Origin of the sequence: Thermoflexibacter ruber (assembly GCF_900113045.1) — a bacterium.
Lineage (GTDB): Bacteria > Bacteroidota > Bacteroidia > Cytophagales > Thermoflexibacteraceae > Thermoflexibacter > Thermoflexibacter ruber.
Genome location: NZ_FONY01000025.1, coordinates 12,694 through 27,547, shown reverse-complemented (window position 1 = coordinate 27,547; position 14,854 = coordinate 12,694). Strand labels below are relative to the sequence as shown.

At 38.1% G+C, this 14,854-nt stretch carries 12 protein-coding genes; 7 read left to right on the top strand and 5 right to left on the bottom strand.

From position 1 onward, the window contains the following. Positions 1-313: 313 nt before the first annotated feature. The 7 genes from BM141_RS14015 to BM141_RS13985 all read left to right on the top strand — a co-directional run bounded on the left by BM141_RS14015 (position 314) and on the right by BM141_RS13985 (position 8,607). Positions 314-1,897 (top strand): hypothetical protein, encoded by a 1,584-nt coding sequence (locus BM141_RS14015; protein ID WP_091546746.1) that lies wholly within the window; start codon positions 314-316, stop codon positions 1,895-1,897. A 110-nt stretch (positions 1,898-2,007) separates the two neighbouring features. Continuing rightward, entirely contained in the window at positions 2,008-2,628 is a 621-nt protein-coding gene (locus BM141_RS14010; RefSeq protein WP_091546741.1) for an RNA polymerase sigma factor, read from the top strand. A gap of 130 nt (positions 2,629-2,758) precedes the next feature. After that, complete coding sequence (locus tag BM141_RS14005) at positions 2,759-3,370, top strand: hypothetical protein (RefSeq protein ID WP_091546737.1); 612 nt, start codon at positions 2,759-2,761, stop codon at positions 3,368-3,370. Next, on the top strand, positions 3,348-4,544 hold the full coding sequence (locus BM141_RS14000; RefSeq protein WP_091546734.1) for a hypothetical protein: 1,197 nt from the start codon (positions 3,348-3,350) through the stop codon (positions 4,542-4,544). The genes BM141_RS14005 and BM141_RS14000 overlap by 23 nt, the downstream gene beginning before the upstream one ends. Before the next feature lie 125 nt (positions 4,545-4,669). Beyond that, complete coding sequence (locus BM141_RS13995; protein ID WP_177217389.1) at positions 4,670-6,271, top strand: T9SS type B sorting domain-containing protein; 1,602 nt, start codon at positions 4,670-4,672, stop codon at positions 6,269-6,271. Between the two features lie 107 nt (positions 6,272-6,378). Continuing rightward, a complete protein-coding gene (locus BM141_RS13990) occupies positions 6,379-7,287 on the top strand; it encodes a class I SAM-dependent rRNA methyltransferase (protein ID WP_091546728.1) in 909 nt (302 codons plus the stop codon). 75 nt (positions 7,288-7,362) lie between these two features. Further along, a complete protein-coding gene (locus tag BM141_RS13985; RefSeq protein ID WP_091546725.1) occupies positions 7,363-8,607 on the top strand; it encodes a sensor histidine kinase in 1,245 nt (414 codons plus the stop codon). A gap of 36 nt (positions 8,608-8,643) precedes the next feature. Here BM141_RS13985 and BM141_RS13980 read toward each other — a convergent pair whose 3' ends face one another. From BM141_RS13980 to BM141_RS13960, 5 genes are all read right to left on the bottom strand, one after another. Then, positions 8,644-11,040, bottom strand: a complete 2,397-nt coding sequence (locus tag BM141_RS13980) for a M1 family metallopeptidase (RefSeq protein ID WP_394331686.1) — start codon at positions 11,038-11,040, stop codon at positions 8,644-8,646. A gap of 175 nt (positions 11,041-11,215) precedes the next feature. Next, a complete protein-coding gene (locus BM141_RS13975; RefSeq protein ID WP_091546723.1) occupies positions 11,216-11,656 on the bottom strand; it encodes a hypothetical protein in 441 nt (146 codons plus the stop codon). 3 nt (positions 11,657-11,659) lie between these two features. Continuing rightward, a complete protein-coding gene (fdhD, locus tag BM141_RS13970; RefSeq protein WP_091546720.1) occupies positions 11,660-12,514 on the bottom strand; it encodes a formate dehydrogenase accessory sulfurtransferase FdhD in 855 nt (284 codons plus the stop codon). Positions 12,515-12,538: 24 nt separating this feature from the next. Further along, on the bottom strand, positions 12,539-13,612 hold the full coding sequence (locus tag BM141_RS13965; RefSeq protein ID WP_091546719.1) for a phosphotransferase family protein: 1,074 nt from the start codon (positions 13,610-13,612) through the stop codon (positions 12,539-12,541). An 85-nt stretch (positions 13,613-13,697) separates the two neighbouring features. Further along, positions 13,698-14,852 (bottom strand): BamA/TamA family outer membrane protein, encoded by a 1,155-nt coding sequence (locus tag BM141_RS13960; protein ID WP_091546716.1) that lies wholly within the window; start codon positions 14,850-14,852, stop codon positions 13,698-13,700. Positions 14,853-14,854 lie beyond the last annotated feature (2 nt).

Here is a 14,854-nt window from a genome sequence, read left to right as displayed (position 1 = left end):
TGGGGCATATCAAAAAAGGAAGAATAAAAAAACTAAGAAAAGTAATAATTGAGAATTAATGCCTACACCATAGTTTTACAATCGTCTAAACCTCTGAGGTACTCTATAAGAACAATTATAAAAAACATAAATCCACATCTTACAACTAATCATTGCTCAAATTTGTTAAATATTAGCTATTAATTGTTATTTTTATCTTGTCTTCTGGGCAAGTAACAAACTTAATCAAGCGTACTTGGTTTTATTATTTAGACTTTGCATAAAGTCTTATTTACATGGTAAGCGATAGTTGGGGAACTAAACTTTATCATTTATGAAAAATCTAATTTTATTTTTTGTTTTCTGTACTTATTGCATTTGTGCGTGGGGGCAGATAAAGGTAGTACAACGTACAGAGTTGGAAATCAATAAAAAAGTAGGTGAAAACTACAAAGTACTAAATTTGGAAGAGAATGGAATGCTCGTTTTTGTGGAAAGCGAGGAGTATCTCAAAGGTGGCAGAAAGGAAATTATCCTCAGCAAATTTGATACTACCCTCCAACAGCAGTGGATGCGCGCCATTAGTATAGATTACAGCAGTAACGTAGGTTTACATTACCAAGACGGTGATTACCTGTATCTCCTTATCAATAAAGAAGACAAAGAGTACGATATTCTCAAAATACATATACACGGTGGTTTAATTATCCCTATAAAGTATGAGAGAATCGTAAAAATGGAAATCTCCCATTTTGCAGTCATAGATAATGTACTGCTTTTTGGAGGTTCGGTAGATGGGCGTCCCGTAGTAATTCATCATGACTATATCAACGGAAAGCCCAAAGTACTGCCTGCTATCAATACACTCAAAGCTACCATTAACCGCTTAGATATATGTAAAAATGACAAAAGTATTTTCGTATTGCTTACCCCAACTACCAATAAGAAGAAAGAAAGTTTTTACTACAATATTTTTGATATAGAAGGTAAGTTGTTGAATAACACTGCCGTACCTTATGAAAAAGATTATATCCTCTATACTTTCCAGCCCTACTTCATCAGCCAAAATGAATGGTATCTTTTCGGAATGTACTCTCTACTTGCCAAAGACAAGGCTCAGGGCATTTATGTAACTCATATAGTCAATAATGCCCAAGAATTTATTAAATTTTACGATTTCATTTACTTCAAAAACTTTTTTAATTACTTAGCAAAACGAAAAGACAAAGTCCTAAGCAAAATCAAAGGGCAGAGAGAAGAGGGAAATATATACAAACATGATTATAACTTCGTAATCAGGGAATTAAAGATTCTTGATGATAAAATTTTGTTCTTAGCTGATTCCTATAACCCTATTTACAGAGACGGCATCAATCAAGGTTTTAATGTAAATCCGATGTTTCTTTCTGCCATGAATATGTCTTATCGCTCTCTTATCAACATCAATGATTTTATGCGCTCACCCTCTGCAAGCCGCAGTCCCGTCGGGTACAAATATAGGCATGGTATCGTATGCGCCTTTGATAAAACAGGCAGGCTACTTTGGGACAATAGCTTAGAATACAAAGACTTAGAATCTCATTTCCAAGTAACCCCCCAGCTTCAAGTCAATATGGGTAGAGATAGCTTGACTTTACTTAATTTCCAAGATGGAAAGATATTTTACAAACGCACCGATAAAAGCACAACTGTAGAGGAAATCAAGGAAATAGAAATTCCCCTTAAAGAGGAAGCCAACAAACTCATTAGCGACCGCGACCGAGAGGCTGTCATGTCTTGGTATGGAGATTATTTTATTCTCTATGGAATGCAACAACTCAAAGCAGGTAGCTCAGGAAACTCCCGAAAGGTTTTTTATCTGAGCAAATTGGCGTATTTTTCACCTAAATTAGAGGAGAGAGAAAAAAAAGCAGACTAAAAAAATTTGCCTAAATTTTTTCATTGGAGAGCAACCTTCTGCCCCTGCCCTTGTCTTTGAAGTAGAAGTAAGGAGTAAAAAACTTAATTTTACTTTAAATCTAACAAGAAATGCAAGCTGTAACAGATATACCCCGCCCTGCGGGACAGATAAACAAAAACTTGGAAGCAAGCAACAGTGACATACACAAATACTTGATAGAGCGATGTTTGGAAAATGATAGCAAAGCACAATACCAACTCTATCGGCAGTATGCAGATGCCATGTATAACGTCTGTATGCGTATGGTCAAAAACGAAGACGAAGCCAAAGACCTCTTGCAAGAGGCTTTTGTAGAGGCTTTTACCAAGTTGCATACTTTTCGCTTTGAGGCTTCTTTTGGCTCGTGGCTCAAGAGAATTGTTATCAATAAGTGCATTAACTTATTGCAAAAGAAGCGGTTACTTACGATTAGCTTGGAAGATAGCAAAAGTGCCAGACGCATTTCAGAAGAAACCCAAGACGATAGCTATACCCAGTACGAAGTCAAGTTGGTACAAAAAGCCATTACCCAACTTCCCGAAGGCTGTAGGGTAGTGTTAAATTTATACCTTTTTGAAGGCTATGACCATGCAGAAATCGGAGAAATCTTGAACGTTACCGAGTCGACCTCTAAGGCTCAGTACAGCAAAGCTCGAAAAAAACTCAGGGAAATAATAGAGGAGGAGAAAAAACGCTTGAAATTGATTTAGATGTTAGATATTAGATATTAGTTGTTTGGTGTTAGTTGTTAAATATTAGTTTTAAGTTGTAAGTATAGAAAGTAAAATAATAATCTAACAGTAAAACAATCCAACTATTCAAGAATAAAATAATAAAAATATGGACAAGTTAAAAAATTTTATAGATGAAAACCGCCAAGAATTTGAGGAGTTCAAAGCTCCCGAAGAACTTTGGGCAGGCATTAGTCAGCGGTTAAAAGAAGAAAAACATTTTCCAATTTTGACTGAGGAAAAACAGTCAAAAAAAAATAAGCAGGTAAACAAGACAGTGAAAATGTATTCCTTCAGCCGTTCAATGCTGATGAGAGTAGCGGCGAGTGTACTGATTCTGCTCGTTGCAGGGATTACTTGGGTGTCTTATAAAATAGATGCTTTGGAGGATGACCCGCCTCTTTCTAAGACAGAAGCCTACTATGAACAGATTTTTCATGCAAAATTGACGGAACTTAAGCAGTATGAAAATGATGATTTATTTGACCGCGATTTATTAATAGATATCCAAGAATTGGAGGAGATTTATAACGACCTCAAAAATGACTTAAAAGAAGATGCTAATAATGAGCAAGTAGTAGAAGCTATGATTCGCAATTATCGAGTTCGGATTGAATTGTTAGAGAAGATGCTCAACGAAATCAAACTGAAGAAGAATCCAAACGGTAAAGGAATCTATCCAAAAAATGAAGGAACACATGAAAAAGATAAAAGTATATAAAATTGCATTTTTCCTCTTTTTTGTAAATGTAATGTATGGGGTTGCCAGTCCCGTCATTCCAATCAAAAGAGAAGGAGATGCGTTAGAGAAAGTAAGCAAAAGAATCTACCAAGATGCCAAAGTAGAAAGAAATGTAGAGGTTAGGCTGACAAATAAGTATGGAAAAATCAATGTAATCGCTTGGGATAGAGATTCTATTAAACTTACAGTGGATATTTATGCAGTAGCTAAAAGCAAAGACGAAGCAGAAAAAATCTTGCAGCGTGTACAGATTCAACCTGTTTTTGATGAAAAATATTTTATCTTGACTACTGAAATTATCGAGAAGCAAGGCAGCGGAGCAGTTTCCCAACTCATTGACAATATTTTAGATAAGTCAAAAGAAGTCATAGACAAGAGCAATGTAGAAATCAATATCACGATTTTGCTTCCTGAAACGGCTAAGTTAATCCTTAACAACAAATACGGGGATATTAGCTTTGAGAGAAATTTTAAGGGAAGTTTGCAACTGACTTTGGCTTATGGCAATGTGCAAGCCAATGAGTTGCCTCCTTTGAGTACGCTTAACTTGCTATCGAGCAAGGCTTTTATCTCCAATTTTAAAAGTGGGAGAATTGCCGTCAAATTTGGGGAACTCAACTTGCGAAATGTAGATAGATTGTACTTAGAGAGTAGCTCGTCTATGGTCAATATTAACGAAATCAAAGACTTAGACATGGACTCTCGCAACGACGAACTCGACATTGCCAATGCTTTTTCTATTACAGGGAAAACTTCTTTCTCAAAAATTTCTATCCAAGAAATGCGTCAAAAAGCACGCTTGGAAATGCAAGCAGGAAGTTTTAAAGTTCGTACGCTAAGGTCAAGCTTTGAGTGGTTGGATATTCAATCCAAATCTACTGACATTAGAATTATCCCAGAGGAAAACTTAGCGTACCAGTTGGATATCACAGGAAACCCGTCTGAGGTCGTCAAAGGCAACGCCAATCAAAGCAAGCCTAATAATGATACTAAAAATAATGCTTCGTCTTTATTGAATAGCTTAATGAATAATCGCTCAAACAATCCACTGAATAGCTATTCGCCCCAAACTAACTTGAGTAATAATTCGGGGAATAGAGGCAGTAGGGTCATCAAGATTCATGCAAACGGCGGACAGGTAGTGGTCAGATAGAAGAAAATAAATAAAACAAGGATAAAAATTGTAACTTTGCATATTCTCTATGTGTAGAGGATATGCTTTTGTTTTTTGGAAAAATATTTGCCTACGATATATCAGACCTTGAAATCATTTTAAAAATGAAAAAATACTTTTGCCTCATTGTTTTTTCTTATTTTCTCTTTCTCTACCAAGCTACTGCTCAGGAAGCTGAGGACTATGCTTACTCAACCAATAAAACCTCTTCCTTGATTGTATTAAACAATCCTACTGTTCTCATCAATGCAGGAGCGACCAATATCACCTCTGCCGTTACGCCTATTGGCTTTGAGTTTTGGTTTATGGGAGTGCGTTATACTTCCTTCACTATCAATGCCAATGGTGCTATCCAATTAGGGACAAATCCTATTGTTCCCGCAGGCAATGCCTATAGTATTCCCGATGTGGCGCGTATTATTGCTATGTCATCAGGGGACAGAAACGCCACTACTGGGGCAGTCATTGGAGATTGGAGGGTATCCGCTAATGGGGGAGTGATTCATTATCAAGTATTTGGCAACGCTCCCAATCGTACTTTGGTTGTGGAATGTAGAAATATGAACCTCAATTTTCAAAGTACGAGCAACGATGCTACTTTTCAAATTATTTTGTACGAAACCGCTCCTCTGCCCAATGCAAACAATAGAGGCGGAAGAATAGAGTTTAGGTATGGTCGAGTAAGAAGTTCTTTTGAGTCTAATAGTTTTCGCATAGGCATCAGCTCAGGCTCAAACAGAAATCAGTTTAGAGGGGTAGATATTTCCACTAATCCTCCTACTTCACCTATTACAGACGACATCATAGAGAACAGAATTGGGGTAGGAGTCATTACTGCTTTAGACGGGGATACTGACGGCAATAGGAGGGTATTTGTTTTTGAACCTCCTTACCCTAATGCTCAGGCGATTAACCTGCGTTCTGCCTGTGCTGGAGAGGCGGGAGCTGTCCTACTCAATTGGGAAAATACAGCAAGTAATGCCGTAGGCTCGGTACTATACCGCTCTACTGACGGTACAAATTTTACTTTTCTGACGCAAATTCCCAGAGGAACAACTACCTACACTGATAGAGGGTTAAATGTAGGGACAGTTTATACCTATCGAGTATTTTCTGTAACCGAAGGAAAACTTTGCGAACTGCACCCAACTGCTCAATTAGAAGTAGATTTAAGCAAAAGCGGTATTCTAAAAAAACTTGAAATTACAGGCAGACCTGTTATCTGCAATGGAAGAGCAGAATTGGAAACTGAAGCAGGCTACGACACTTACGAGTGGTATGATAGTCAAGACAAATTAGTTGCCTCCTCCACTAACCCCAGAATTACTTTCAGAGAAGCAGGTACTTACAAGCTCATCGCCAGAGCAGACTCTTTGGGGGCTTGTGTTTCCATAGGCGAAGTTACCGTTACCGAGTGCTGTTCGCCTGTATTGGTGCTTCCTAATGCTTTTACTCCCCATAGCACGCCAGCAAATAATATTTTCAGGGTAAGGCATGAAAACTTGACTAAGTTTAGAATGCAAATTTATAATCGCTGGGGTGTATTGGTATTTGAAACAGATAACCCCGAGGAGGGTTGGAATGGCTATTTCCAAGGCAGTCCTGCCCAAGCCGATGCCTACCAAGTCGTGGTAGAATACACAGGTTGCGAAGACGGAAAGATAATCAGAGGGAAAAAGCAAGGTGTCTTGAATCTGTTGGAGTAGCAAACAGCGAAATAGAATGTTTTGAAAATGCTTTTTGAAGCACTTTTATTCTTAGATTGCTTAAATATTTACAGAATTAAATGACTTAAAAATACTTGTCGTACATCATGCACATAGATACCCTTACTCCTCAGCACTGGGAAGCATACGAGTTGATTGACTCAGGAGGATTTGAAAAATTAGAACGTTTTGGAGAGTATATTACTGCCAGACCAGAACCACAAGCAGTTTGGGACAAGTCCCTTGCTGAAAGTGATTGGAGAAAAAAAGCCCATGCGATTTTCGAGAATAAAAATATTACTGACGAAATGAGGGACAAAGGCAACTGGAATATACTAAAAAAGATGCCAGATAAATGGCAAATGCACTATCGTTACAAAGACAATTTATTGAAATTCAAAGCCTCACTAACCTCTTTTAAGCACGTAGGCGTATTCCCAGAGCAGGCGGCAAATTGGGATTTTATTATGGATAGTACCAAAGCCATTAGTACCAAAACCAACATCAAAGTCCCCAAAGTTCTCAATCTTTTTGCTTATACAGGTATTGCTTCTTTGGCGGCAAGGAGCGCAGGCGCAGAAGTAACTCACGTAGATGCTCTTAAACAATTAGTAACTTGGGCAAACGAAAATAGAGAAATGAGCGGACTAAAAGACATACGTTGGATTGTAGAAGATGCGGTAAAGTTCGTCAAGCGAGAAGTTCGCAGAGGCTCTATTTATCAAGGTATCATCTTAGACCCTCCTGCTTACGGTAGAGGGGCAAATGGAGAAAAATGGGTATTAGAGGAAGGTATCAACGAATTAGTCAAACTGGTGGCACAGCTGTTAGACAGAGAACAGCACTTTTTAGTGATGAATCTTTATTCCAAAGGTTTGTCTGCTATCATCGGCGCCAATCTTATACATAATGCTTTTGGCAAGAAAGATAATCTACATATTGGCGAACTTTACTTAGAGGACAGTTTTGAGAAAAAGTTGCCTTTGGGGGTGTTTTGCAGATTTGTGAGTGTATAAGAAAACAAACGAGAAATAATTTGTAAAAAGCACCTATATTTACTTATATTTATAGTGCGTATTGACTTTTATACAATGAAAACGTTTGTTTGCTTTATATTTATCCCTTTTTTGCTAATATACGCTGAAAGCCATGCCCAAAGGGTAAGAACCCAATTGGATAGCTTACACGATGTATTAGCAAATACTACCTCTGATACTCAGCAAGTAGCTCTGCTCAATGAGTTAGCATATATCCATTTGATAGACCAGCCCCAGCAAGCACTCCAATACAGCCAACAAGCACTTGCTCTTGCTAAGAAAATAGGTCATCAGCAGGGTATTCAGACAAGTCAAAAATATCTTTTGCTTATAGATAAGATACTTCAAAAGCAAAATAATCAGTTTTATCTTTATATCATAGGAGTACTAATGCTTTCTGCGGCAGCCTATTTTTTCCTGAGAAATAATAAAAAGGAAAATCTCGTCAGCGAGCAGCTATTTGACTTGCAGGAGGAGTTAGAACAGGTGAAAAATGAATTACACGAGAAAGAAGAGCAGCTAAAACATCAGAGAGAAGAATTTGATGCTTTGCACAATGATTTAGAGAGCAAAATAAAAGAACGCACTATGGAACTGCAAAGTGCGGCAGAGAACCTTTTGCAGAGAAATAAAGATTTAGAGGAGTTTTCATACATTGTTTCTCATAACCTACGCGCTCCTGTGGCTAATATGCTCGGACTGACTTCACTTTTTAAAAATCCGCAAATGCAGGAGGAGCATCGGAAAGAACTTTTCCCTTACTTAGAGGATTCTGCTAAGCGATTGGATACGACTATCAAAGATTTGAGCGAGGTACTCTCTATTCGCAACAATGCCATGAAAAATCGTGAGCAAGTAAATCTAAATGAAATAGTAAATTTTATAAAGAAAAGTTTAAAAAATGAAATTAAAGAGCATGGAGCAGAAATTATTACAGATTTTTCCCAAGCAGATACACTATACACCGTCAAAGCCTATTTAGAAAGCATACTTTACAATTTGCTTTCCAATGCTATCAAATATTCCTCTCCCAGCAGAACACCACAGGTCAAGCTAAAAACCCATATAGAAAATGGCTATACCTGCCTTTCTGTAAGTGATAACGGGCTTGGCATAGACCTAAAATCAGGAACATATAAAATATTTGGCTTGTACCAACGTATGCACACACATACAGAAGGCAAGGGATTTGGCTTGTATTTGGTTCAAACCCAAGTAGAATCTCTTAATGGTAAAATAGAAGTAGAAAGCGAGGTAGGGGTGGGAAGTACATTTAGGGTATATTTTAAGAATAAATAAAAAAAGAGGTTTCTCTAATGAGAAACCCCTTTTTTGTTAATTACCGCCTCCACTTGTCTTTTTCTCTTGTTTTTGTTGTTGCATAGGATTTGCTCCACCTACGCCTCTCATGTACGAATTTTGTTTAATCAATTCAAAACGAGTAGGTTGTGAACGTCTTGGGAAGTAGTTGTTGCTGATGTCTATGTCAGCAGTTTCGGAGTAAGGGTCAAGTGTAAAAGATTTGACCTTTTTGTCTTTTACAAAAATCTTACTTACTTTTTTATTATCAATTCTCCAAATCTCCGCAGGGATTCTTTCTACGTCTTTTGTACCGTCCTCATATTCAAACTCTACAATCAGGGGCATTACCAACCCGCCTACATTAGAAAAATCTACTTGGTAGAAATACTTTTGTGATTCTAACCATTTTTTATCTTCTGGAGAAAGCGAAGCGATATAGGCTTGGTAGGCTTTTTTGTCCGCTTCGGTAACTGCTAAGGGGTCATAGCTATTGTAAAAATCCAACAAATCGGGATTTGCTTCTACCGCAGTTTGAGGAACATCTTTTCTATTGCGTTGTATGCCCAACTCCTCAGGTTTAGAGGCACGCTCTGCACGCAATCTTGCTTTTTCTATTTCTGGGTTTTTAGTATCAAAAACACCTTCTACTACCCTATCGATGGAAATATCTACAGGGTCAGTAGTGAAAAACCACCCTCTCCAGAACCAATCCAAGTCTATGCCTGAAGCATCTTCCATAGTGCGGAAAAAGTCAGCAGGGTTGGGGTGCTTAAACATCCACCTTCTGGAATATTCTTTGAAGGCGTGGTCAAAAAGTTCACGACCCAAAATAGTTTCTCTTAGAATATTTAAGGCAGTAGCAGGTTTGGCATAGGCATTAGGTCCTAACTGCTTTACTGACTCCGAATTGGTCATGATTGGCTCTAATTCAGATTGGTCAGATTTCATGTAGTCTACAATATTTTTAGGGAAACCTCTTTGCGAAGGATAGTTTCTATCCCATTCCTGTTCTGCTAAAAATTGGAGGAAAGTATTTAGCCCCTCGTCCATCCAAGTCCAATTCCTTTCGTCAGAGTTTACAATCATAGGGAAAAAATTATGACCAACTTCGTGAATAATTACAGAAATAGCACCGTACTTGATTCTATCTGAGTAAGTTCCGTCTTTTTCAGGACGACCATAATTAAAGCAAATCATGGGGTACTCCATGCCATTAGAAGCCTCTACTGAAATAGCCACAGGGTAAGGATAGTCAAAAGTATATTTGGAATAAACTCTCAATGTGTGTGCTACCGCTTCGGTAGAATATTGACCATATAGCGGATTTGCTTCTTTGGGATAGTAAGACATTGCCATCACAGTTTTCCCACCGATATTTACGCCCATTGCGTCCCAAATGAACTTACGGGAACTTGTAAAAGCAAAATCTCTTACGTTCTCAGCTTGGTAAATCCAAGTTTTCTTATCTTTTGCCTTTGTTTTCTCTTTTTCAATCGCTTCTGCTTGAGTAACTATTACCACAGGTTTTTTTGCTGTTTTAGCCTCGTTAAAGCGTCTTTGTTGCTCGGCAGTAAGCACTTGTTGAGGGTTTTGCAGTACCCCTGTTGCTCCTACTATGTGGTCAGAAGGTACAGTAATCGCTACTTTATAATTTCCAAAAGTCAAAGAAAATTCACCTTGCCCTAAGAATTGTTTGTGATTCCATCCGTTGTAATCATCGTAAACTGCCATTCTTGGAAACCACTGCGTAATAGAATAGAGCCAATTTCCATCTTCAGGGAAAAACTCGCAACCGCCTCTGCTCCCTGCCGCCAATGCAGGATTCAAGCGGTCATTCACATTATAGTACCAACCCACATTGAACACAAATTTTTCTCCTTTGCGTAGAGGTTTAGGAAGGTCTATACGCATCATTGTCTTTACTATGGTGTATTTCAAGGGATTACCAGCTACATCTCTTACATATTGGATTTTATGCCCACCGTCAAAACTGCGGTCTGCTAAGGCTTTGATTTGGCTGGTTGTAATTTTATCAGTCAATTGGCTTACTCCTCCGCGTCGCCCAGAACCTGTTTGAGTTTTGTAATAATCAGATTCTTTGTCCAAAATATTTTGGTCAAGCTGCAACCAAATATAGTTCAGAGGGTCTGGAGAATTATTGAAATAAGTAACGGTTTCTGCCCCTGTAATGCGCTGTTTCTCGTCATCAAGTTCTACTTTGATGTCGTAGTCTGCTCGCTGTTGCCAGTACTCGTGTCCAGGCGCCCCTGAGCCTGTACGATAGTTGTTAGGCGTAGGGAGTTCCTGCCCTAACTGCCTAAAATAGGACTTATCTGTATTTTCGCTCTGTGCCAATGCACTCACAGCCATAGTGCTAATCACCACCATTATCAGTGCATACGTTTTAAAAAGGGAATAAAAATGCTTCATACTCATATTGGGATATGTTGTGAGATTAAATGATTCAAAAAGCTAAGGTAGATTGATACTGTTGTAGGAGTGCTTTGTCAATTTTGACTTTACTATGTTGCAACAAAATTACAAAAAGAATAAATATTTATGATGAAAAGCAAAATTTATTTGGCTTAGCACTGTTGCTTTTCTATTATGTCCTTTCATTTTCTCCTAAAAGCGTTTCTTTCAAACGATATACTAACCGACCTTCTTCGCTTACCTCCAATTCAAATATATCTTTACTGGTAAGTAAATCAAGTTCTTTTTGGGCTTCTTCTATGGAGAGAGCAAGTTTTAAAGTTACTTCCAAAGGAGTAGTTTTCCCTCCATGTTGGATAGCTATGCCAATAATATTTCTTTCTATTGCTCTCAATTTACTTTCTTGTGCATCTTTTAATATCCTTGTTATCAGCCAAATGCTTAAAGATAATGGAAGCAAGCCAAAAAGTGAACCTACAATGCTTCCTGTCTTTGTATCTCCTTTTAGGATAATAGAAAGACCTAAAATAGAGAAAATTAAGCCTGCTATGATGCCTATGATACTTAGCAATAACCACAAACTGCTTCCCCAAATAAAAGAAACTCTGTGCATTTTTTAAAAAGTAATTCTTTCTTGTCCGCTATAAATATTGAACCTGTCTTCTTTTGTAAAACCTACTAAGGTCATGCCTGATGCTCTCGCCATATCTACTGCCAAACTCGAGGGCGCTCCTACCGCCACCAAACAAGCAATACCTGCCATGAGTGCTTTCTGCACCAATTCAAAACTTATTCTCCCACTTACCCAAAGTAAATAATCGCTCAATGGGAGTTCTTCTCGGGCAAGCATAGCTCCAATTACCTTATCTAAGGCATTATGTCTGCCTACATCTTCTCTAATCATTATCAATTCTCCTTTTTCATCAAACAAAGCAGAAGCATGTACACCTCCTGTATATTTAAAATTAGTCTGAGCATTTTTGATTTTTTGGCTCAGCCCAAGAATTGTTTTGGCATGAAAAATAGGGACTTGAGGAGGCAACTCATAACAAAGTGTTTGTTGAATGTTCTCTATAGAGCTTTTCCCACAAATGCCACAACTTGAGGTAGTGTAAAAATTTCTTTGTAAGCGAGCCAACTCTACGTTTACCTCTGCTTGCAGTTCTACTTTTACTATGTTATCCTTTGTATCTTGCTTCCCATTTGCATTACAGTATCTAATCTTTTTGACATCAGAAAAGTTTTTGATAATGCCTTCTGTCAAGAGAAATCCTAAGACAAGTTCAAAATCGTGAGGAGGAGTACGCATAGTAACTGCTATGCTCTGCTCTGTCATTTCCAAATTGTTATAGTAAAGCAACTTGATTTCCAAAGGCTCCTCAATAGCCAATAAATCTGATACTCGCTCTGTATGCGTTTTTTTTACTTCAAATTTCCAAACATCAATATTGCTTACACTTGTCTTTGTCATCTCGCTAAATTATTGGCTAATTTACTAAATTTTCCCCGTTTTGATTGCCTTATCTGCACATTGTCCGCAAGCATGCACTAAGTAAATCAAGTTAGCAAATCGTTTATCTTGGGTAAAGCCTTTTTTATAACGTGCATAAATTTGTTGCACGATTACACCTATTTTAAAACAGCCAAAAGCATAGTAAAAAACAATTTTTTCCAATAAATCCGCAGAATTTTGTCCTGTCTTTTCTGCATATCTTTCCACAATTTTTTTTCTATTCAGGTTGCCAGCTAAGCAGGTAAGCGAAAAACCTTTTAAGACCTCAGGGTCGGTTTCCTCTGCCCAATATCCAAGCGTAGTGCCTAAATCCATAAGGGGGTCGCCGATAGTTGCCATTTCCCAGTCCAATACAGCAATAATCTCATCGAGTTTTTGAGGATTGAGTACTACGTTGTCATATTTATAGTCATTGTGAATCAAGGCTGGCGCATTATCCACAGGCATATTAGCCAACAGCCAGTTAGCTGTATTGTTCATGGTGACTATGAGGTCGGTTTCTGCTTTTTTGTATCTTTCTATCCAGCCTTCCACTTGTCTTTTTACGTACCCCTCGGGTTTTCCCAAATGTATTAATTGATGTTTTTGAATATCAATCAGGTGTAAGTCTGCCAGATTATCAATAACAGAAATTGAAATAGCTTGCATCATATCAGGTGTAAGCACAAGGTCTTTAGGAGGCTTCTGTCTGAGGATAATTCCTTTTACTCTTTCCATGATATAAAACTCTGCTCCAATAATACTTGTATCATCACTGTAAAGCAAGGGCTTAGGAACTTTGGGATAAGCGGGAGCGATGCTGCCTAAGATATGATATTCTCGCGACATGTCATGGGCAGATTTAATATTTGCCCCGAAGGGAGGACGGCGAAGGACATATTCTTTATCTCCAATACTAAGCAAATAGGTCAAATTAGAAAAGCCTGAAGGAAATTGGGAGAGTTGGATTTCGCCTTGTAAATCAGGAATTTCTTTCTGTAAAAATAACCTAAGATTTTCTATATTCAGTTCTTCGCCTTGTCTGATGGCTTGGGGAATATCTATGTAATTTTCCATGAGCAAATGAAAAGTTTGGTATTCGACTCCCCAAATTAGTATAAATTTACAGTTTGTGCTAAAAGTGCAATACTTTTGTTATATTTTAGAAAGCATCAGCAAATCGCAAGTAGAAACCGCTATCTCCTTCGGTACTTACTGCAAAGTCAAGGCGGGCATACAAAGTTTTGGCTTTATTTACCAATACTCTCAGACCTGTACCATAAGTATAGCGTAAATCTGATGCTTTAATCTTATGAAGTTCTGTACCTACTGCACCCGCAGAGGCAAAAACAGCCCCTACCAAAAGTTTTCCAAAGGGCTTCCTATATTCTATTTGGCTGGCAAAGTACTGCTCATCGCGATACCTTCCTGTAAAATACCCCCGCATGATGTTAGGGCTTCCTAAGCGAGGAAGCTCGAGCAGTGGTACATCTCCATCTGTTTTATGCACAAGGGTTTGGAATCCTAAAAAGTCTTTTTTACCTATCCTAAAATACTTGCGGAAATCAAGTTGAAACTCTTTATACCGAAAAGAGCTACCCAACTTACGACTATAATAAGTGGTAGAAATATCTAAAAACCACCCTTTAACGGGACTAAAAGGATTGTCGCGATAGTCAAAACTTAGGGTTGTGCCAATACCAGACACAATGCTGCCGACTGTACCTACAGCCTCGCCAAAAAGTGTAGGACTTGCCCCTACAAGTTCTATGTCTTTGATATGGCTATAGTTATAGTTCAATCCTGCAAAAAAACGATTATGTACTTTCTTTAAGACTCTGCCTTGGAAATAGTAGCGAGCATAAAAAATATCTGCATATTCTTTTCTTGGGAGGGTTTCATTACCTATGCCCCAAAAACGTTCATAGAAATCCAAATATCCACCTCTTCCTCGCAAAAACCACTGCTCGTCTTTGGTGAAAATCTGCCAAAAAGGTTCGATGACCAACTGCCTACGCGTGCTATAGAGGGCTTGAATCCATGCAAAGGAATCGCGTGTTTTAAGGGAGTCAGGAGATTCTTTCCCTTCATCGGTATTAAAAAAATAATCCAAAGTAATCCCCCCTCTCAATCCTGTTTCAGGGCTGCTTTGGATAACAGGCACAGGGACAAAACTTAATCTGCGGTTGGCTAAGGCTTCAGGATTGTATTTTTGCCAAAAAGTTTTTTTCTCTTGGGAAAGTAAAAAATAACTATTCCCAAAGATAAAGCAAACAAATAAAAGAAAAGATTTTGGCAGATGCAATGGCATTTTCATTA

Bases quoted from the DNA above. Each gene is read 5' to 3' on its own strand.
- BM141_RS14015 (WP_091546746.1), top strand. From the start codon at position 314: ATGAAAAATCTAATTTTATTTTTTGTTTTCTGTACTTATTGCATTTGT.
- BM141_RS14010 (WP_091546741.1), top strand. From the start codon at position 2,008: ATGCAAGCTGTAACAGATATACCCCGCCCTGCGGGACAGATAAACAAA.
- BM141_RS14005 (WP_091546737.1), top strand. From the start codon at position 2,759: ATGGACAAGTTAAAAAATTTTATAGATGAAAACCGCCAAGAATTTGAG.
- BM141_RS14000 (WP_091546734.1), top strand. From the start codon at position 3,348: ATGAAAAAGATAAAAGTATATAAAATTGCATTTTTCCTCTTTTTTGTA.
- BM141_RS13995 (WP_177217389.1), top strand. From the start codon at position 4,670: ATGAAAAAATACTTTTGCCTCATTGTTTTTTCTTATTTTCTCTTTCTC.
- BM141_RS13990 (WP_091546728.1), top strand. From the start codon at position 6,379: ATGCACATAGATACCCTTACTCCTCAGCACTGGGAAGCATACGAGTTG.
- BM141_RS13985 (WP_091546725.1), top strand. From the start codon at position 7,363: ATGAAAACGTTTGTTTGCTTTATATTTATCCCTTTTTTGCTAATATAC.
- BM141_RS13980 (WP_394331686.1), bottom strand. From the start codon at position 11,040: ATGAAGCATTTTTATTCCCTTTTTAAAACGTATGCACTGATAATGGTG.
- BM141_RS13975 (WP_091546723.1), bottom strand. From the start codon at position 11,656: ATGCACAGAGTTTCTTTTATTTGGGGAAGCAGTTTGTGGTTATTGCTA.
- fdhD (WP_091546720.1), bottom strand. From the start codon at position 12,514: ATGACAAAGACAAGTGTAAGCAATATTGATGTTTGGAAATTTGAAGTA.
- BM141_RS13965 (WP_091546719.1), bottom strand. From the start codon at position 13,612: ATGGAAAATTACATAGATATTCCCCAAGCCATCAGACAAGGCGAAGAA.
- BM141_RS13960 (WP_091546716.1), bottom strand. From the start codon at position 14,852: ATGAAAATGCCATTGCATCTGCCAAAATCTTTTCTTTTATTTGTTTGC.